Here is a 19,024-nt window from a genome sequence, read left to right as displayed (position 1 = left end):
CAGGCCGCCATCGCCGCGGCGCAGACCCACGGAGGTGAGTAGTGGCCAGCACCCGCCTGAACTTCGTCCTCGACGGCCGTGACGGGCTGTCCCGCGTCCTGGACCGGGTCGGGGACAACGCGAACCGGCTGCACCGCCGGGTGTCCGCGGCGACGACGAACATGTCGACAAGCTTCACCCGCCTCACCCAGTCCGCGACCGCCGACGGGAACGCGTTGTCCCGTCTGCTCCAGCGGAACGGGACGGCGGTCACCCAGTACACGACCGACGCGAACGGCCGGCTGCGGGACCTGAACGGGCGCTTCGTGTCGACGGGGGCAGCAACGGGCGGTCTGACTGGCGCTCTGCGGCGCCTGGTTCCGTCGCTGAGTGATGCATCAGGCGGGGCCGAGGATCTCGCCAAGTCCGGCAGCAAGCTCGGCCCGGTGATGGGCGGGGTCGGTGCGGCGCTGGGCCTGTCGCTTCTCCCTGCGCTGGGCGCGGTGGTGCCGATGGCGGCCGGGGCCGGGCTCGCCCTGGGCACCCTGACGCTGGGGTTCGCGGGTGTCGGTGAGGCGGCGGCCCTGGCCGGGGAGGACAAGGAGAAGTACGCCAAAGCGCTGAAGAAGCTGTCCCCCGAGGCCCGGACCTTCACCAAGGAACTGGTGTCGGTAAAGGGCGAGTTCTCCGACTTCGGCAAGCAGATCCAGAAGGCGATGCTGCCCGGGTTCACGAAGGCCCTGAAGGAAGCGCGGCCCGTCATCGACATCGTCGGCAAGGGCATGACCGGCCTCGGCAAGGGCTTCGGTGACGCCGCGGCCGGCGCGGGCAGACTGTTCAGGTCGGGCGGGTTCCAGCGGGACTTGAAGACCAACCTCGACCTGGGCCGTAGCTTTGTCGGGGAGATGACCGGCGGGCTCGGCTCGCTGGGTCGGAGCCTCCTCGACTTCGGGGCGAAGTCCGGGCCGACCCTTCGCAGCTTCGGCACCGGCCTCTCCGGTCTGCTCGGCAAGGGCGGCGGCGGGCTGGCCGGGATGTTCAAGGGGCTGGAGCCCGGGATCGGCGGGAGCGCGAAGCTCCTCGACGGGCTGTTCGGCGCGGTCAACAGGCTCCTGCCAGCACTCGGCCGGCTCGGCGGCGAGGCGGGCCGGGCGTTCGGCCCGCTGTTCGGTGAGCTGCTCCAGTTCAGCGGCAAGGCGACGTCGGCCCTGATGGACGGGCTCGGGTTCGCGATCAAGTGGCTGTCCCCGGTCTTCAAAGATCTCTCGTTCGGCGTGAAGTCCGTGACGAGCATCCTGTCGATCCTGGCACCCACGGTCCGCGACACCGCGTCAGCGATCTTCGGCAGCTTCATGCCCGCGTTCGGCGAGGTCGACAAGGCGGTCGGCCCGCTTCAGCGCCTGTCGAACACGATCAGGGACAACAAGGGGGCCATCCAGGAGTTCGCCCGGCAGGCCGGGACCGCCATGATCACGGTCGCGGGTGCGGTCATCGAGCACATGCCTGCCGCGCTGGGCATCTTCCGGATGGTCACCGGCGGCATGGTCACCGCCATGGGCGGGGTGCTGCACGGGGCAGCCAAGACGTTCGGCTGGATCCCCGGCATCGGCGACAAGCTGAAGAAGGCGGACCGGTCGTTCTCCAGCTTCAAGGACTCGTACATCAGCGGGTTGAAGTCCGCTGAGGCGAAGACCCGCGAGTTCGCTGCGGGCGCCCTGCCGAAGCTGGAGCAGGGCAAGCTGAAGATGAACATCAGCAACTGGACGTCGCAGATTGAGACGGCCAAGGCCAAGCTGAAGTCCCTCCCGCCGGACAAGCAGGCCAAGGTGAGGGCGGAGATCTCCGACCTCCAGCGGAAGATCGCGTCTGCTCGGGCGACGCTGTCGTCGCTGCATGACAAGACGGTCACGGTGACCACCCGCCATGTGGTGGTGGGCGGCCAGGCCCGCACGTCCGGGTCGCACGGCTCACAGCTAAAGTACGCGGGCGGCGGGCCGATCAAGGGGCCAGGCACCAGCACGTCGGACAGCATCGACATCAAGGCCAGCAACGGCGAGTTCATGATGCAGGCCAAGTCCGTGGACAAGTACGGCCTGTCCTTCATGCGGGCGGTCAACGACGGCACGCTGAACCTGCGGGCCGCATCGTCGGGCATCTCCAGCGGGGGGAGCGGAGGGCTGGCGGGCGCGGGTGCTGAGGCGGGCCGCGGTCTGTCGGCGGGGCTGCGCGGGGCGGCGGCCGAGGTCGACGGGTCGGCGCGGGTGATGGCGGCGGCGGTGACGTCCGGTGTGCGTGCTGAGCTGGAGATCGCGTCGCCGTCGAAGAAGATGCGCGCCCTGATGAAGGACGTCGGGCGCGGCCTGATCCTCGGGCTGACCGGCGAGAAGGCCAAGATCAAGGCGACCGCGCAGGATCTGGTCCGGGATATCTGGGCGGCGTGGAAGGGCACGAAGTCCACGAAGGACTCCAGGCTCGTCGCGATGGTCACTCGGGACACGAAGAAGCTCCAGGCGCTGGCGAGCCAGCGGGATGCGCTCGCGGCCCGGATCAAGGCGGCGAAGGACTTCGCGAAGGGCATCACGTCTGGGGCCCGTCAGGATGCGTCGCTGGGGCAGCTCGGGATCGAGCAGGAGGACGTGTCGGCGGGGACGATCAAGGCGGGGCTTCAGGCCAAGCTGGCGAAGATGAAGACCTTCACCAGCTACATCAAGACCCTGGCGAAGCGTGGGCTCAACAAGAGCCTTCTGCGGCAGGTGTTGGAGATGGGTCCGGACCAGGGCTACGCCTATGCGTCCGCGCTGGCGGGGTCGGATGCCGGGACTCTGAAGGCGATCAACAGCGCCCAGACGCAGATCAACAAGGAGGCCGAGAAGCTCGGGCTGACCGGGGCCGACGTGATGTACGACTCCGGGAAGAACGCCGGGAAGGGCTACCTGAAGGGGCTCGACAGCCAGCAGAAGGCAATCGAGGCCCAGATGCTGTCCATCGCCAAAGCGATGGACAAGGCGATCCGTAAAGCGCTCGGGATCAAGTCGCCGTCGACCGTCATGGCGCAGCTCGGCCGGTACACCACCGAGGGCCTGGCGGTGGGGATGCGGGACCGGATGCCGGTCCTGGACCAGGCGGTCGCTGCAGTCACGGACCGGGTGGGTGCGGCGCGGCCGGTCATCGGCCGGCCCGCGTTCGCCGGGGTTGGGGCGGGGGGTGGCGTCATCAACTTGAACGTGACGTTCTCCGGGCTGGTGACGGATCCGCTCGCTACGGCGAAGCAGATTCAGAAGGTTCTGGCCGACTACGCCATGGCCACCGGGCAGCCCGTGAGACTGGGGGTGAGCGCATGACACGCGTTGTCGTGGAAGTCGCGTTCGGCGACACGCTGGCGGACGCCGTCTTCAGCGGGGGGTCCTGGACCGACATCACCCAGTACACGGAGATCCAGACCCGGAAGATCACCATCACCCGTGGTGCGCAGAGCCAGCTCTCCCAGACCCAGGCGGGCACCCTGTCTCTTGCGCTCGACAACCTGGACGGCCGGTTCACTCCGGAGAACACGGGCTCGCCGTACTATCCGAACGTCATCGACGGTGTCCCGATCCGGGTGAGTATCGCGACGTACACCACCAATCTGGTACTCACCCCGAGCTTCGAGGGGACACCGGACGGGTCGCTCGACGGGTGGGTGTGGTCGCAGGCAACCCCGCTGATCGTCGGTACCCCGGTCCAGTCCGGGACGAAGGCCGCCCGGGTCAACTGGGACACAGGCGCGGCCGGCGCGTACTTCCAGACCATGGTGTACGGGCTGACCGTGGGTGGCCGGTACACGGCCAGCGTGTACGTGCGGGTGCCCGCCGGAGATGTTCCGGCGCGCATCCGGATGGGCGGGGTGACGTCGGCGGCGTCGGCCGTCACCGACGCCTACACCCGGCTGACCTGCACGTTCACGGCGACGTCGGTCGTGATGCCGCTCCAGGTGATTCCCTCGACGGCCCCGGCCGCCGGGGACTTCGTCTACGTGGATGCCGTGCAGGTTGAGGCTGGCTCGACGGCCACCGCGTTCTCGGCTGCGGGCGCCCAGCTTCACCCACGGTTCTGGGGGCTGGTCACCCAGTGGCCGGTCCAGTGGGAGGGACTGCTGGCCGTATCGACGGTGACGGCGACCGACATCTTCTCCGTGCTGTCGCGGTCCGAGGACCAGATGCGGCCCATGCTCGTGCAGGAGTCCCTGCTCTGGGAGCCCAAGGCCCTGTGGGCGCTCGACGAGCCCAGCGGGGCGATGTCGGCCGGCGACGAGGCGGCGGCAGGAGCCGGGACCCTGGCGGTCACTCAGGCCGGGGCAGGCGGGGCGCTCGACTTCGGTGCGGGTGCGGCGCCGCTCGGCATCAGCGGCGCCCCCCAGTTCTCCCCAGCGTCCGCGTCCGCCGGCCGCTTCCTGCGCGGTTCGGCCGGCAGCGCCTTCCAGGCCGGGGTGACCGGCCCGTGGCTCGCCGAGGGCTGGTTCTCCACCACCACGGCGGGCCGGTCATTCCTGTCCCTGGCCTCGGCCGACTTGGACTCAGCGCTGGTCTTCTACCTGGCGGCCGGGACCGGTTACCTGACGGTCGAGTCACGGCAGGGCGGTACGACCGTCACCACGACGGTGGGCGCCACGTCGCTCGCAAACGGGGTGCTGCACCACGTGGTCTACAGCAGCGCCGCGCAGGAGCTGTATGTCGACGGTGTCAGCGTCGGCGCGTTCGGCGCGATCCAGATGGTGAGCGACCTGACAACCGTCACCGTCGGCGCTAACCACCTCGGGGGCGGCCTCTGGGCTGGCACGGTTTCGGCGGTTGCCCTGTACGCCGATCCGGACACCACTCCCGGCGCGCTGGCCGCCCACTACGCCTGCGGAACGACCGGGTTCGCCGAGGAGACCGCCGACGCGCGTGTTCAGCGGCTCGTGTCCTACACGGGCCTCGGGTTCCGGAGCACCGGAATCTTCTCCACCGGGATCGCGGAGCAGGCCGCGCTCGGCTCGACCACCCTGGACCACCTCCGTGACGTGGAGTCCACCGAGGGAGGGATCCTCCTTGCCGACCGGGATGGGCCGTCCGTCTGGGTGCAGGGCCGCAGCGTCCGCTACAACCCGGCGCCTGCGCTCTCGATCACGTGGGGAGACCTTGAGCCCGGAGACGTCGAGCTGGCCTACGACCTCCAGTCCGTCGTCAACTCGGTCGTGGTGACCCGGCCGGGCGGGGCGACACAGCGTCTCGTCAACGAGACGTCCCGGACGGCCCGGGGGCCGATCGGCCGGACCGTAGAAACGCTGGCGACGTCCGACCTGGTGACCGCCGACATCGCGAACTGGATGCTCCAGCGGCACGCCGCGCCCCGCCCCGAACTCCGGGCGCTGACGGTGGAGGTCTACACCCTCGGCACCACCGCATACCGGCAGTGGCTCGCTGTGGATGTCAGCACCCCACTGACGGTGGCGTCCCTGCCTGCGCAGGCGCCTGCATCGTCGCTGCTGGTCACGGCCGAGGGCTACACCGAGACCATCAGCGAGGCCCAGCACGTCCTCGCGTTCCACACGTCTCGGTCGGAGACCGCCACGGTATGGGTCCTGGACGACGCCACGTATTCCGTACTCGGGTCCTCGACCCGCCTCGCCTACTAGGAGCGCCTGTGCCACCTGTGATCAAGGTCGTCCGCGCGGAGGCGTTCTATCTGCCGCCGCCGACCGAGCCCGCGAATCTGTGGGCCGATGTGCCTGCTGCTGAGAGGGCGTTCCGGTGGATCGAGTACCGGATGGGGCGCCGCATCACCCCGCCGGTTGAGCCGGTGGAGGAGACCTACTTCGCGCAGGTCAACCAGAACCGGTGGGTCACGAGCTGCGTATGCGGGTCGGCGGCGATTGTGTCCCCGGCGGACCCGCGGTACGGGTGCACGGAGTGCGGCTACGGGTGGGCGTCGCTGGTCTTCCCCGATGACGTGGAGGCGGTGGAGGCGCAGATGCTGCTGGAGCCGCGCCCGCACCTGCGGAACTGGTTCCACGACGCAGACCCGGACAACCCGAACCCGCCGGTGACGGAACCTCCGCCGCCGGTCGACATGGACCCGAGGAGCACCCCGTGACGTTCGCTCCCCGGCTGTGGGTTGTCGGCGAGGTGGTGTCTGCCGCGATCATGAATCAGGAGGTCCGCGATCAGTGGAATAGCGTGCTGGACGCGTGGACCTCGTACACCCCGACGTGGACGTCGTCCGGCACCAACCCGGCGCTCGGGAACGGGACGATCACCGGCCGTTACATGAAGGTCGGCCGGACCTGCACCGTCTCCTTTCTCCTCACCACCGGGTCCACCACCACCTACGGCACCGGCACGTACCTCATCGGGCTCCCCTTCCCTGCGGCTGCCACCGTTGTGTCGTACCTCGGCTCGGCCCGCCTCTCCGGCACGGACACCTGGATCGGCCACATGCTCCTCGGCTCCGGCTCGTCGTCCGCGAACGTCACCTTCAGCGCGTCCGCCACCAACACCCGTGGCGCGAACATGTCCGGCACCGTCCCGGAAACCCTCGCGGCCGGTGTGCAGCTCCGAGCCACGATCACCTACCAGACCGCCACCTGACCCACCCCACCCTCCCTGCCCCGTGCCACCCGGCCCGGGGCTTCGTCATGTCTGGAGAACCACATGGCCGATCCGCTGTCCGCCGCCGCGTTCCTTGCGGCCCTGCGCGCCGAGGGCGTGAAGGTCGTTGAGACAACCGGCTGGCGCACCCACAACCGCAACTCGAAGGGCAAGTGGGGCCCCGTCCACGGGGTGATGATCCACCACACCGTGACCGAGGGCACCGCGTCCACCGTCGCCCTGTGCCGCAACGGGCACTCCGCCCTGCCGGGCCCGCTGTGCCACGGCGTCATCGCGAAGGACGGGACGGTGCACCTCGTCGGGTACGGGCGGGCGAACCACGCGGGCCTGGGCGACGACGACGTGCTGAAGGCCGTCGTTGCGGAGAAGGCGCTGCCCACCGACAACGAGGCGAACACCGACGGCAACGCCCGCTTCTACGGGTTCGAGTGCGAGAACCTCGGCGACGGCAAGGACCCCTGGCCCGCAGTCCAGCGTGAGGCGATCATCCGGGCGTCCGCGGCGCTGCTGCGGGCGCACGGCTGGGGCAAGGCCGGGTCCACCTCGGTGATCGGCCACGCGGAGTGGCAGCCGGGGAAGATCGACCCGCGCGGCATCAGCGGCGGGATGGACGGGATCCGGAAGAACGTGGCCGAGCGGCTGAAGCACGCCGCGTCGTGGTCCCCGCCGAGCGCCCCGAAGCCGCCGGCCCCGCCGAAGCCGCCCACGGACACGGAGCGGATCACCGCTCTGGAGAAGCGCGTCACCGCGCTGGAGAAGGAGAAGTAGCCATGGCTGCACCTGTGGAGAAGAAGGTCACCGCCGCGTCGGTCGCCGCGTACCTCGCGTCGACCGGGCTCCTCGCGATCCTCACGGTCGCGCAGGGTGATGCCCGCCTGGTGGAGTGGATGCCGGACGGGCTCGCCCCGTTCGTTCTGGCGCTGATTCCGACGGCGGTCACGTTCGTCGGCGGCTGGGCCGCCCGGCACACCCCGCGCGGCGCGGCCGGATGACGCGGGCCGCGTCCGCCCTGTGGGCGCATCTGGGCTGGCGCGGCCTCGCACTCGCCGGGCCCGGCGCCGGGTGGATCGTCGTCGGCCTCGGCCTGATCCTCACCGACCGGCCCGCCGTCCGCCAGGGTGCCGGGCCGCTGATCGACCTGTGGTGCATTGAGGCGTGGGGCGGGGTGTGGATCGGCTGCGGTGTCCTCGGCCTGATTGCCGGGGTGATGCGTCCCGGGCGGGACATGTGGGGGTTCGCGGCGGTCGCGGGCCCGCCTGCGTGGTGGGCGCTGTCCTTCGGGGTGGCGGCTGTGGTCGGCCGGTACTCCCCGGGGTGGGCGACGGTCCCGGTGTACGCGGTCATCATCCTGGAACTGGTCATCATCGCTGCGCTGACGGGGGGTCGCAGGCGTATCTGTACGTGCGAGAGAGGGGGCCACAGTGGGCGGTGACGGCACGGTGCTCGGTGTGGTGATCGCGGTGGTGGGCGGTATCTGCTCGGTGCTGGTGGCGAGGGTCAGCACCCCGCGCGAGCGCCCGGCCGTTGAGCGGCTCCCGATGGCGGATGGCGACGACGATGCTGGCGGGGAGCTGAAGGTGTCGCCGGAAATCTGGCGCCGGTTCGAGGTGCTGGAGCAGAAGGTCGACCATCTGACCGCTGTGGTCGAGACGAAGAAGATCGAGGTCACCACCCTGGAGCGGCTGTTGCGGCAGGCTATGCGGATCATCCGCCGTGCGAACCGCCGTCTCGTCGCCGCGCACGAGGTTCCCGAGGAGGTCCCCCGGGAACTGATCCCCTACAGCATCGAGTGATCCGGCCCCCACTGCTTCGGCGGTGGGGGCCTTTCACCGTGCCCTGACCTGCGGGTTCATCACTTTCGAGGCTCCGCGAAAGTGATCACCCCTCCGGGTGCCGTACGGCCTTCTTCGTCGCCATCTCCAGGGCCAGCCGCGACACCCCGTCGGTGACCGCCGCGTGCTCCCGGTACGCCGCCTGCACCGCAGCCGCGGACTTCAGCGTCAGGGCGCCCGCCTGCTGCTCCGCCCACGCGGCGGTCTCCAGGTCGATGAGGTGCTGAGGGATGTCGATATCGGCCATGGCCGGATCGTACGTCCGTGCGTACTCCCGCCGGCCACCGGCCCGCCGTACTCTGGCGGCCACGGCACCAGCCAGACGGAGGGGCACCACGATGGACGCAGACCTCACCACCGGCGAGCGGATCCGCGCCCTGCGCGAGAGCCGCGGCATGTCCCGCCCGGTCCTCGCCGAGCTGTGCGGGCGCGGCCCGGACTGGCTGAAGAAGATCGAAACCGGCGAGCGGGACCTCACCTCGCACCCGCTGCTGCTTCGGCTCGCCGCGGCCCTCCAGGTCGCCGACCTGTCCGTCATCACCGGCACCGACACCCCGGCCGCCGCGGCAACGGCGGTCCCGCTCGGCCGTCTCTCGCACCCGGGGATGCCGGACATCTGGTCTGCGGTCATGGCCCGCTCGCTCACCCCGGCGGCGGCTGGCCCGGTGGACCCGGCTGCGCTCCAGGGGCGGGTGGATCAGACGTGGCGGCTGTGGCACACCTCGGCCCGGAATCGGACCGAGGTGGGGGCGCTCTTGCCCGACTTGATCCGGGACGGCGAGCACGCCGTGCGGACTCTGGACGGGGAGCAGCGGCGCCGGGCGCAGGTCGCTCTGTCGGACGTCTACCGGCTGACCGGGCAGGCCACCGCGTACGTGGCGCCGGCCGAGCTGGCGTGGGTGGTAGCGGACCGGGCGCTCTCAGCGGCTCAGGCGGCGGACCAGCCTGCGGCCATAGCGGCAGCCAGCTGGAACCTCGGCAACATCTTGAGGGAGACGTCCTACCCGGAGGAGGCGCTGCGTGTCGTCGAGGAGGCCGCAGATCTGATCCGTCCGCACCTCGACGGGGCGCCGGAGGACTGGCGCGGGATCTACGGTGCGCTCCAGCTCCACGCCGCGGTCACCGTCGCCCGGGAGGGGAAGGAGGGCGACGCGTGGCGGTACTGGGAGAAGGGTGACCAGGTCGCGAAGAGTCTGCCGGCCGCGTACGTCCACCCGAGCACGGTGTTCGGCCGGGCCAATGTCGACTTCCACGCGGTCAGCGTGGAAGTCGACCTGAAGAAGTCACAGAAGGCGATCGGCTTGGCCGACGACATCGACCCGGACACGATGCCGTCTGTGGAGCGCCGGGCCCGCCTGTGGGTGGAGGTCGCGCGCGGGCATCTCCAGCGCGGCGACCGGACGGCGGCGCTGCACGTGATGCAGATGGCACACCGCATCGGCGCCGAGACTGTGGCGTACACCCCGTCAGCTCGGACGGTGGCCGCGGACCTGTGGCGGTCGGCGCCGCGGGCACTGCGCCCCGAAGCGTCGCGCCTGGCCGTGGACGTGGGGATCGTCACCGCGTAAGGGGGACAGTCTGGGACAGGGGGACAATCTGTCCCCCTTCTCTGCCGTCCGGCCCCTTACGGTGACGTCTCGTCATCCACGTAGGGGGCCTCATGTCCGCCATGACCTGGCACGCCTCACCGCAGCGCGCCGCATTACCGACCGGCGACCCGACCACCGGAGAAGTCCGTGTCCCGGTGGCCCTGTACGACCTCGACCGCCTCCAGGCCGAGGTGCCGCTCGTGCTGTCCCGGACAGAAGCCGAGGACCTGCGCGACCGCCTCGACCTGCTCCTCGCCGGGACGCTCGTGCCCGTGCCTAGCGGAGGCCTGCGGTGACCGGGCAGGTGCAGGCGCGGCTCGACGCCGGAGAGCGGGCCGTGCAGACCGCATACGCGGCGTTCATCGAGCACACCCAGCTCTGCGAGCCGTGCCGGAAGGACGGCGCCGACTGCCCGGACGCAGCCCTACTGCGACAGGCGTGGCGGGACGCGAAGACGGCGGTGGCCGTATGAGGTGCGACCGCTGCGACCAGCCGATCCCCCCGGGCCGCGAAGAGAGGTTGCCGGTGTTCAGCGGGTCCGGGGCGGGCGGCACGGTGGTGCTGCACCGCGGCGGCTGCCAGGTGTCCCGCGCGCACCCGGTGTCGTACCCGGTCGGCCGCCGCTGATCTCCCGCGCGCACCCGGGGCCGGCGGCGGTCAGGGTGCGGGCGGGCCGGGCGGCCCCTGCCTCTCGCGCGGCGGGGGCCGCTCCTCACGCACGAGGTCGGACAGCGGAACGCCGAGGGCGTCGGCGATGACGAGCAGGTGGTCAAGCAGCGGGGAAGTGATGCCCTGCTCCAGCCGGTTGACTGTCTTGCGGTCGAGTCCGGCGCGGCCGGCCAGCCCTTCCTGAGTGAGTCCGGCTGCGGTGCGGGCGGCGCGCACGGTGTCCCCGATGGCCCGGCGGCGGACGGGTACCCAGTCGGGCAGGGGGTCGGTGGGCACTCGTCAACGCTCTGGCCTGCCCTGATGTATGTCAGTACCATCCCTGGTACAGAGTTGATCAGTTGTTGTTATCACTCCTTCGAGGGATTGCGCTAAAAATCGAACGCGTGTTCCGATGGATGTGCGCGCCACGGAACTGCGCCTCAAGCGTGCCGGGTGAAGCGAGGGCGGCACCCTCCTGCCCGGCACACGGCGGCCCCTCGCTTCGGCGGGGGGCCGCTTCTGTCGTACGCCTAGTGCGACCTGCGGCTACGGCGGGGTCGTGTGGGGAGATTTTGGGGAGCGAGGTCCCGTGCTCAGTGCGTGACAGTACGTCTGAGAGCGTGGAGAGAGCGGGAGTCCACGAAGAAGGGCCAGGCGGGGCATGTGCCCTGACCTGGCCCTTCTTGGTGTTCGTGCTGGTGAAGAGTGTGCCCCCGGCAGGATTCGAACCTGCGACACCCGCTTTAGGAGAGCGGTGCTCTATCCCCTGAGCTACGAAGGCCGGGGACTGGTCCGTGAGTGGTTGAGCACGGCACAAATTGTTGCGCCTTCAACCACCTGGTCAGTCCCTGTGCTGTCTGGGAGGACAGCCGTGAAGCAGCTTACCGGTTCTGTCGCCGCGAGGTGGAGCCGGTGGTGAGGGCAGTGGCGAGGGTGGTGGTGGGCCGGGTGTCGGGGTGGGGTCCTGGGGCGGTGGCGCCGGTGGAGGGTCGGACGGGTTTCCGGAGGGCGCGGAGGCGGTCGTTCTGCGTGCCGCTCCGGTCTCCGGGGCGCCGTGCGGTACGGCCTCGGCCCGGCGGAGGAAGGGAAGGGAGGGCGAGGCGGTTGGTGGCGGCCGGATTTCGGTCACTGACTGTCCGTCACCGTCCGTTATCTGGTAGTTGTTTCGGTGGGGCACGGGCACATGCCCGTGGCGGTGTCCCTCGGGGTGCCGCAGGGAGGACGTACATGAGCACCAGCATCCGGGACGACGACGAGATCCTCGCCGGCGAACAGCGGGCAGTGGACCACGCGTACGACTGCTATGCCACGAAACTGGCCGAGTTGGGTGGTACATCCGCCGCTACCGCTTCGGCGAGCGGGAAGGACGGGATCGCCAACCGGGCCGCGGCGGAGGCCCGGGCCGAAGCCTACGGAGGGCTCGGCGACGAAGCTCTGGTCTTCTCCCGCGTCGACGCGCCGGAGGACCCGGGAGGAGAGCCCCGCCCCTGGTACATCGGGCGGCGTGGCGTGAGCGACGCCACGCGTGAACCGGTGGTCCTGCTGTGGACCAGCCCCCTGGCGAAGAAGTGGATCGAGACCCGGCCCGAGGCCCCGGGCGAGGTGGTCCTGCGGCGGCAGCTGCGCTGCGTGCGGCGGGCCGTCCAGAGCTACTTCGACGAGATCTCCACGGCACCCGTGCCCGGGTCTGTGCCGGTCCCGGTTCCGGCTCCCGTGCCGGCTTCGGCTCCGGAAACCGTCCCGTCCGCGTCCCCGTCCACCTCGACACCGGACCCCGAGCCCCCGGACGCCTCCGGGGCCGACGTCCTGCCGGAGCCCGCCGTGCCGGAGCCCCGTCGGGCCGCCGACGACGGCGTGGGGGAGGAGCCGGACGCGTCCTCCGTACCGGACCGTGTGCCGGCCCCCGCCCCCGGCGAAGTCGTACGACGGCAGCGGCGCAAGGCCCTCCAGCCCGACGACTTCCTGCTGCGGGAGCTCCAGCGGTCGCGCGGCGGGCGGATGCGGGACATCGTCGAGACCATCCGCCGCGACCAGATGGAGCTGGTCACCGGTTCGCCTTCGGACATCCTCGTCGTCCAGGGCGGCCCCGGTACCGGCAAGTCGGCGGTCGGTCTCCACCGGGTGACCTGGCTCGTCAACAACGAGCACTTCAAGGCCCAGGACATTCTCGTCATCGGCCCCCACCAGCGGTTCCTCGACTACGTCGGACAGGTCCTGCCCACCCTCGGCACCCGGGACGTCAACGCCGTACAACTGGACCGCCTGTGGGAGGGCGGCATCCTCGGCGCCGACTCGCCGAAGGCGAGCCTCGTGAAGTCGGACGAGCGCATGGCTGCCGTGCTGCGGCGCCGCGTCGAGAGCGACTTCCGCCCCGATGCCCTCGACCCTCTCACGGCCGTTCCCTCGTTCAAGGGCGACGAACCCGGGATCGTCGTCACCGCCGGCAGTACGACACTCCGTGTGCCGAAGTCCGAGGTCCTCGCCCTGCTCGAACAGGCCCATGCCGACGACGGGCCCTTCCGGGAGCGACGCGAACGCTTCCGCGGCCTCTTCGTCGACCGACTCCTGAGAGAGCTCGCCGACATCGCGCCGCGCCGGGGACAGGCCGGGACGATCCGCCGCGACCTGGAGCGCAACCGCCGGGTCGAGCGCCTCGTCGAACGCGTCTGGCCGGCCCCCGGCCCCCGGGAGGCGCTGCGCAGCCTCTACGACTCGGCCGACCTTCTGCGGGAGTGCGCCGACGGCATCCTCGACGCGGACGAACAGGCGGCCCTCCTGCGGCCCCGCGCCGCCACGGCCGATGCCGATCCGTGGTCCCTCGCCGACCAGGTCTGCCTCGAAGAGCTCCGCGTGCTGATCAGCGGGGACACCCCGCCGAGGTACGGCCACATCGTGATCGACGAGGCGCAGGACCTCACGCCCATGCAGGCGCGTTCCCTGCGGCGGCGCAGTGCCGCCGGCGGCTCCATGACCGTCCTGGGCGACCTCGCGCAGGCGACGGGCGTCCACATCCCGACGAGCTGGGACCTGCTCGGCGCGCTCCTCTCCGACCAGGGCGACTGGAGCGTGGCCCAGCTGACCACCAGCTACCGCGTTCCCGCCGAGATCATGGAGTTCGTCGCCCCGCTCGCCCGGACGGTCGCACCGGGCCTCCCGTACCCGAGGGCGGTCCGGGCGGCGGGAGCGGCTGCCGTGCGGACCGTGGCGAGCGAGTCGGAGAGGCTGCTCGACGACACCGTCGCGCACGTGGCCCGGCTCATGGGCACCAGCGACGGCAGCACCCCCCGCTCCGTGGCCGTCATCGTTCCGGACGACACGGACTGGGCGGAGGTCATCAGCCGCAGGATCGACGACGACGGCGACCTCGGCGGAGTGACCCGCGAGGCCGTCTCCGTACTGGCCGTGTCGCAGGTCAAGGGCATGGAGTACGACCACGTCCTGGTCGTCGAGCCCGCCGCCATCGCCGATCGCGGTCCCGCCGGGCTGCGCCAGCTGTACGTGGCACTCACCCGCAGCACCCAGAGCCTGACCGTCCTGCACACTGCCCCGCTGCCGCAGGTGCTGACCGGTTCCGGGGACGCCCAGGCTCCGGACACGGACACGGACACCGTCGCGGACGTCGGTACGGATGCGGACACGGTGGCGGAGGCGGAGGTGTCAGCGGTAGCGGATGTGGAGGCTGAGGCGGCGGGCGTCGACCGGCCGGAGGGCGGCGGGTCCGAGCGGCACCCCCGGATCGGTACCGATGTCCGGGTCGAGGTCGTGGGCCGGGCCCCGGGGGGCCGCTACAAGGTCAAGCCGTTGGCGCCGATGATCGGCCGGCCGCTCGTCCTCACCGTCCGGCACGGATCGGTTCCGCCGGTGATGGGCGAGAGGCTGGACTGCTGGGTGTTCGCGAACGACACGAGTCAGACGGTGCTCACCGCCGATCAGCGTGGCCGGTCGCCCGTCTCGGAGCGCATGGCGGGGCGCTATCTCGCGGCGCTCGACGTGCTGGAGGAGCTGACCGGCGGCGACGGCGATGTTCCCGATGCCCGCAGCCGCCTCTCCGAGCTCCAGGGCATGGCCAACCGCATTCTCCGCCGGGACCAGGCGGACTGGGTCGCCGTACTCCACCTGTTCGGCGATCCGGACCGCGAGCTGCTCGGCGTTCTCCGCGACCTCGCCGCGACGACCAACCGTGCGCTCAAGGAGGGCATCTTCGACGCGGGGCGGCTCGCGCAGGGGCTGGACGCCTCCGGCTGGGCAGGTCCCCTCGCCGAGGCACGGCGAGCGCTTCAGGAGTGCTTCGGCGCTGCGACGGAGGCGGACGTGGAGCCGAACGGGAAGGCGGACGCGGAGGCGGACGTGGAGCCGAACGGGAAGGCGGACGTCGAGGCGGACGTGGTGCCCGGCGTGGAGCCGGACGCGGAGAGGAACCTGGCGCCGAACTCCGACAGCACGCTCCCCGTCGCCCCGGCGCAACCCGATCAGAAGGAAGAAGAGGAAGAAGAGGGACAGATGACCACCGCGGACACGATCGCCGCCACCCCGGCCGCGACCACGAAGGACGGTTTCCTCCGCGCGCTGGAAGCGGCTGCCGGGGCCGACCGCATCTGCAAGAAGCACGAGGCGCTCCGCCATGCGCTGAAGGCGGCACTCCTCTGGGCGGACCTCCAGCCGTCCGACTCCTCGGTCGTCGACGTCAGCTGCGTCACCCCGCACGGTCTCTTCCTCTACGAGGTCCTGGGCGCGGGCCGCTCCAGCTATGCGGACCTGCGATCGGGCGCGACCCGCCTGCTGGAGATCAACCACACGCTGCCCGCGGCGGCCGACGATCTCTACCTGGTCCTCTCCGAACCGCCGGCCGAGGGCTGGTCCGTGGACACGATTCGCGATGTCTTCCGCGTCAATGTCATCTGGCACAGCCCGTCCGGCTGGAGCGGCGAGAAGGCGGCCCTCCTTTTCGGGGTTTCTGGATGAGCTCCCGGCCGGGCGGCCGGGGACACGGCCTTGGCGCTGCGCCGCCGCCCGCATAGCGTCTCGCGTAGCAGCCAGCGTCAGCGCGAGAGAGGCCGTCCGTGCCGCACACCCACCCGTCCCCGTCCCCGGCGTCCGACGACGCCGCAGCCCGAGCGGAACGCGTCCGGCGCGCCGCGCGCATCGAGGCCTCCCTCACCGGGCCCGGCGCGCCCTTCGCCGTGGTCGTCGGAGAGCAGGGGACGCCGGAGTACGCCGACGGGCCGCGCACACTGCGGGAGTTCGTGGAGACCACCTGGGCCTACCGGGACACGCCGTTCCTCATCGCCGGCGAACAGCGTTACTCCTACGCCGAGTTCTTCGCCGCCGCCTCCGCGCTCGCCGTACGCCTGCGGGAGCGGTACGGGCTCCGTTCCGGCGACCGGGCCGTGATCGCGATGCGGAACCATCCCGAGTGGCAGATCGCCTTCTGGGCGGCCCAGTTGGCCGGTATCGTCGCCGTACCGCTCAACGCCTGGTGGACCGAGGACGAGTTCGTCCACGCCCTGGAGGACTGCGAGCCCGGGGTGCTCCTGGTGGACGGGGAGCGGCTGGGGCGGGTCTCCGGCTGGGCCCGGCGGACCGGGGCGCGCGTCGTCCTCTTCCACGGGGACCACGCCGAGGTGGACGAATCCGGACTGCGCGTCGAGCGGTACGAGGAGTTCCCCGCCCCCGACCCGCTGGCCGCGCCGCCCGACGTGGAGCCCCGGCCCGAGGACGACGCCACGATCCTCTACACCTCCGGCACCACCGGTCGCCCCAAGGGCGCGGTGGCCACCCATCTCGCCCAGGCCGGGGCCGCGCTCAACCCCCGCTACCACGCGGCGGCCTCCGCGCTGGCGCGCGGCGTCATCCCGGGGCAGGGGCCCGCGCCCGTGTCCCTGATGACGTTCCCGTTCTTCCACGTCGCCGCGTTCACCGGCTTCTACGGGGCGATGGCGGCCGGCGGCACCCTCGTCCTGATGCACAGGTGGGACGCGGACGAGGCGCTGCGGCTGATCCGGGCGCACCGCGTCACGCACTTCGCCGGGGTCCCCACCACCGGGCTCCAGCTGCTGGAGGCCGCGGAGCGGAGCGGGGACGGGCTGGAGGGCCTCACGCTGTTCAGCACCGGGGGAGCCCCCGCCCCGCCCGCCCTGGTCGCCCGCCTCACCGCCCGGTACGGCGAACGCGTCGAGCCCCGCAACGGCTACGGCCTCACCGAGACCAGCGGCGGCGTCCTCGCGCACTTCGGGGACGAGTACCGGGCGGAGCCGGGCGGCGCGGGACGGCCCACCCCGGTCACCGAGGTGAGGATCGCCGGGCCGTCGGGCGAGGAGCTGCCAGACGGGGCGGCGGGGGAGCTGTGGCTGCGCGGACAGTCGCTGTTCCGCGGCTACTGGCGCGACGCGGCGGCGACGGAGGAGGCCTTCGGCGACGGCGGCTGGTTCCGTACGGGGGACCTCGCCGTACGCCGTGAGGGGCGGGTCTCCATCGTGGACCGGCTCAAGGACGTGGTGATCCGGGGCGGCGAGAACGTGTACTGCGTCGAGGTCGAGGGCGTCCTGCACGACCACCCGGATGTGGCCGACGCCGCCGTCCTCGGCATCCCGCACCCGGTGCTGGGGGAGGAGGTGGCGGCCGTCGTCCGGCCGCGCCCCGGGGCCGGGGTCACCGCCGGGGGCCTGCGCGAGCACGTGGGCGCGAGGCTCGCCGCCTTCAAGGTGCCCGCCCGGGTGCTGTTCACCGACGAGGAGCTTCCGCGCAACGCCACCGGGAAGCTCCTCAAGCACCGCCTCCGCGCCTTCGCGGAGGGCGCCGAGGAAGGCGCCGGATAGGGCCACGGGCAGGGCCCCGGGAGGGCCTCGGGGAGGGCCCCGGGAAGGGCGCCGCGGAGTGCGGGCCCGGGCGGGCGGCGTGCGTTCCTGGGGCCGTGCGGGTCGGCGTGCGCTGTGGACGCCGGGCCGCTCACGGGCGGGTGACCCGCACCCGGTAGTTGCCGTCGTCGTCCTCGTCCAGCACGGATATCCGTACGCCGTTGGCCCGGTCGGTGAAGGTCTGGCCGGGGCGGAACGGGGCGTCGGACAGCTCCGCGTGCACGTTGGGGCGCCGGGTGCAGCCGCCGCTGTCCTCGGTGGCGTCGGCGACGGAGACCGGGCCCTGGCCGGTGTCCACGTCGGAGCTGACCTTGTAGATCAACACCCCGGGCCGGCAGACCGCCTCGTCGTTGCCCGCCGCCGTACGGACCTCCACGGCGTAGCCGGACTGCGCGCTCAGCGGGACGAAGGCGAGCTTGGTGCCGCCCTCGGTGGCCAGCGGGCCGAGGGTGTGCTCGCTCACGCCGGCCTGCGACGCGCAGCTGATCTGCTCGTTGTCGAGCCAGCCGAGCTTCCACTTGTGCCAGGCCAGGAAGTCGTTGTTGGCACCCCAGTCCTCGGACATGATGTCCCAGTGCCCGACCGAGCCGCCGCCCTCCATCGTGTAGAGGTCGGGCAGCCCGAAGACATGGCCGTTCTCGTGCGGCAGGACCCGGTAGCCGGTCTCGGTGTACGACCCCGATCCGTCGTCCTGGCGGCTGTAGACGAACGACGTGTTGGCCAGCGGGACGCCGTCCGCCGTCGGGGCCTCGTCGTTGCCGGAGAAGGTCACCGAGAGCACGGTGTCCAGTGCGGAGGGGCCGGCGTTCGGGCTGACCAGGACGTTGACCAGGTCGTACGCGGAGAAGTCGACCCTGGGGTCGGCGGCCGCGACGATGTCCTTCACCAGTTGGCGGTAGCCCGGCTCGAAGGGTGAGCCGCGCTCTATCCCGTACTCCGTGAAGGGCATCGGCATCCGCAGCCAGTCCTTGACGGGGGCCTCGGGCCGGTAGACGAGCCGGCCGTAGGAGCTGGCCCTGAACCACTCGGACGTCTGCGGGAAGAACTCCGCGTACCGGTCCGTCGCGGATTCCGTCCCCTCCGCGTCCGGGAAGTCGATCATCAGGTTGAGCGCCTTGATCTCGCCGGTCGACCGGGCGTAGCCGGGCGGGGTCGGCAGACCCTCGGACATCTGCACGCCCAGGGTGGCGGAGATCCGGCAGGGGGCGAGCGCGGAGTCCTGGCTGGTGGCCGCCGGGCCCGCCGAGGCGCGTCCGGCGGTCGGAAGGGTGGTGCTCGCCGAGGCCACCGCCGCTATGACCAGCGCGGTCGCTCCGGCCAGGGCGATCGGGCGGCGGTGTCTGCGTATCCGGTGGCGGTGCTGCTGCATAGAGGCGCCTTCGGGGTCCGCGGCAGTCGGCCGACCCCTGACTGCGCTCTGGCGATCAGCCTGTGCCGGGTGGTCCGGGGCCGCTCGCTGGGTGCGCCGATCGGAGGGTTTTCTCCCTGAAGTGATG

The 19,024-nt window shown here is 71.4% G+C and carries 16 protein-coding genes and 1 tRNA gene; 13 read left to right on the top strand and 4 right to left on the bottom strand.

Going from position 1 to position 19,024, the window contains the following annotated elements; genetic code table 11:
- Window positions 1-41: 41 nt before the first annotated feature.
- The 8 genes from OG245_RS15110 to OG245_RS15075 all read left to right on the top strand — a co-directional run bounded on the left by OG245_RS15110 (window position 42) and on the right by OG245_RS15075 (window position 8,398).
- The gene (locus OG245_RS15110) at window positions 42-3,320 is read left to right on the top strand and encodes a hypothetical protein (RefSeq protein WP_371624043.1); all 3,279 of its coding nucleotides are present in this window, start codon (window positions 42-44) and stop codon (window positions 3,318-3,320) included.
- Window positions 3,317-5,632, top strand: coding sequence for a hypothetical protein (locus OG245_RS15105; protein WP_371624042.1), 2,316 nt, complete (start codon window positions 3,317-3,319; stop codon window positions 5,630-5,632). The genes OG245_RS15110 and OG245_RS15105 overlap by 4 nt, the downstream gene beginning before the upstream one ends.
- Before the next feature lie 8 nt (window positions 5,633-5,640).
- Entirely contained in the window at window positions 5,641-6,090 is a 450-nt protein-coding gene (locus tag OG245_RS15100; RefSeq protein WP_371624041.1) for a hypothetical protein, read from the top strand.
- A complete protein-coding gene (locus OG245_RS15095; protein ID WP_371624040.1) occupies window positions 6,087-6,584 on the top strand; it encodes a hypothetical protein in 498 nt (165 codons plus the stop codon). The genes OG245_RS15100 and OG245_RS15095 overlap by 4 nt, the downstream gene beginning before the upstream one ends.
- A gap of 63 nt (window positions 6,585-6,647) precedes the next feature.
- Complete coding sequence (locus OG245_RS15090) at window positions 6,648-7,373, top strand: N-acetylmuramoyl-L-alanine amidase (protein WP_371624039.1); 726 nt, start codon at window positions 6,648-6,650, stop codon at window positions 7,371-7,373.
- A 2-nt stretch (window positions 7,374-7,375) separates the two neighbouring features.
- Window positions 7,376-7,597, top strand: coding sequence for a holin (locus OG245_RS15085; RefSeq protein ID WP_371624038.1), 222 nt, complete (start codon window positions 7,376-7,378; stop codon window positions 7,595-7,597).
- Window positions 7,594-8,037: a hypothetical protein gene (locus OG245_RS15080; protein ID WP_371624037.1), complete on the top strand. Its 444-nt coding sequence runs from the start codon at window positions 7,594-7,596 to the stop codon at window positions 8,035-8,037. Before OG245_RS15085 ends, OG245_RS15080 begins: the two co-directional genes overlap by 4 nt.
- Entirely contained in the window at window positions 8,027-8,398 is a 372-nt protein-coding gene (locus tag OG245_RS15075; RefSeq protein ID WP_371624036.1) for a hypothetical protein, read from the top strand. The genes OG245_RS15080 and OG245_RS15075 overlap by 11 nt, the downstream gene beginning before the upstream one ends.
- Before the next feature lie 85 nt (window positions 8,399-8,483).
- On the opposite strand, the gene OG245_RS15070 is transcribed toward OG245_RS15075, so the two are convergent.
- Window positions 8,484-8,684 (bottom strand): hypothetical protein, encoded by a 201-nt coding sequence (locus OG245_RS15070; RefSeq protein ID WP_371624035.1) that lies wholly within the window; start codon window positions 8,682-8,684, stop codon window positions 8,484-8,486.
- 91 nt (window positions 8,685-8,775) lie between these two features.
- Here OG245_RS15070 and OG245_RS15065 point away from each other — a divergent pair, with 91 nt between their 5' ends.
- From OG245_RS15065 to OG245_RS15055, 3 genes are all read left to right on the top strand, one after another.
- Window positions 8,776-10,005, top strand: a complete 1,230-nt coding sequence (locus OG245_RS15065; RefSeq protein WP_371624034.1) for a multiprotein-bridging factor 1 family protein — start codon at window positions 8,776-8,778, stop codon at window positions 10,003-10,005.
- 92 nt (window positions 10,006-10,097) lie between these two features.
- Window positions 10,098-10,322: a hypothetical protein gene (locus tag OG245_RS15060; RefSeq protein ID WP_371624033.1), complete on the top strand. Its 225-nt coding sequence runs from the start codon at window positions 10,098-10,100 to the stop codon at window positions 10,320-10,322.
- Window positions 10,319-10,498 carry a hypothetical protein gene (locus tag OG245_RS15055; RefSeq protein ID WP_371624032.1) on the top strand — a complete coding sequence of 60 codons (180 nt, stop codon included), beginning with the start codon at window positions 10,319-10,321 and terminating at the stop codon, window positions 10,496-10,498. Before OG245_RS15060 ends, OG245_RS15055 begins: the two co-directional genes overlap by 4 nt.
- Window positions 10,499-10,683: 185 nt before the next feature.
- Here the strand turns inward: OG245_RS15055 and OG245_RS15050 are convergent, their stop codons facing one another.
- A complete protein-coding gene (locus tag OG245_RS15050; RefSeq protein ID WP_371624031.1) occupies window positions 10,684-10,971 on the bottom strand; it encodes a helix-turn-helix domain-containing protein in 288 nt (95 codons plus the stop codon).
- A 411-nt stretch (window positions 10,972-11,382) separates the two neighbouring features.
- Window positions 11,383-11,455: transfer RNA gene (locus tag OG245_RS15045), tRNA-Arg, on the bottom strand.
- A gap of 446 nt (window positions 11,456-11,901) precedes the next feature.
- Between OG245_RS15045 and OG245_RS15040 the strand changes: the two genes are divergently transcribed.
- Together OG245_RS15040 and OG245_RS15035 are read left to right on the top strand one after the other, a co-directional pair.
- Complete coding sequence (locus OG245_RS15040) at window positions 11,902-15,636, top strand: ATP-binding domain-containing protein (protein ID WP_371624030.1); 3,735 nt, start codon at window positions 11,902-11,904, stop codon at window positions 15,634-15,636.
- A 98-nt stretch (window positions 15,637-15,734) separates the two neighbouring features.
- Window positions 15,735-17,489 (top strand): class I adenylate-forming enzyme family protein, encoded by a 1,755-nt coding sequence (locus OG245_RS15035; RefSeq protein ID WP_371624029.1) that lies wholly within the window; start codon window positions 15,735-15,737, stop codon window positions 17,487-17,489.
- A 130-nt stretch (window positions 17,490-17,619) separates the two neighbouring features.
- Here the strand turns inward: OG245_RS15035 and OG245_RS15030 are convergent, their stop codons facing one another.
- On the bottom strand, window positions 17,620-18,897 hold the full coding sequence (locus tag OG245_RS15030; protein ID WP_371624028.1) for a M6 family metalloprotease domain-containing protein: 1,278 nt from the start codon (window positions 18,895-18,897) through the stop codon (window positions 17,620-17,622).
- Window positions 18,898-19,024 lie beyond the last annotated feature (127 nt).

Source organism: Streptomyces sp. NBC_01116 (assembly GCF_041435495.1).
Taxonomy (GTDB): Bacteria; Actinomycetota; Actinomycetes; order Streptomycetales; family Streptomycetaceae; genus Streptomyces.
Note: the sequence above shows the minus strand (reverse complement) of the source record. Positions and strands in the feature narration are given on the sequence as shown.

Bases quoted from the DNA above. Each gene is read 5' to 3' on its own strand.
- OG245_RS15065 (WP_371624034.1), top strand. From the start codon at position 8,776: ATGGACGCAGACCTCACCACCGGCGAGCGGATCCGCGCCCTGCGCGAG.
- OG245_RS15085 (WP_371624038.1), top strand. From the start codon at position 7,376: ATGGCTGCACCTGTGGAGAAGAAGGTCACCGCCGCGTCGGTCGCCGCG.
- OG245_RS15105 (WP_371624042.1), top strand. From the start codon at position 3,317: ATGACACGCGTTGTCGTGGAAGTCGCGTTCGGCGACACGCTGGCGGAC.
- OG245_RS15060 (WP_371624033.1), top strand. From the start codon at position 10,098: ATGTCCGCCATGACCTGGCACGCCTCACCGCAGCGCGCCGCATTACCG.
- OG245_RS15080 (WP_371624037.1), top strand. From the start codon at position 7,594: ATGACGCGGGCCGCGTCCGCCCTGTGGGCGCATCTGGGCTGGCGCGGC.
- OG245_RS15030 (WP_371624028.1), bottom strand. From the start codon at position 18,897: ATGCAGCAGCACCGCCACCGGATACGCAGACACCGCCGCCCGATCGCC.
- OG245_RS15040 (WP_371624030.1), top strand. From the start codon at position 11,902: ATGAGCACCAGCATCCGGGACGACGACGAGATCCTCGCCGGCGAACAG.
- OG245_RS15070 (WP_371624035.1), bottom strand. From the start codon at position 8,684: ATGGCCGATATCGACATCCCTCAGCACCTCATCGACCTGGAGACCGCC.
- OG245_RS15090 (WP_371624039.1), top strand. From the start codon at position 6,648: ATGGCCGATCCGCTGTCCGCCGCCGCGTTCCTTGCGGCCCTGCGCGCC.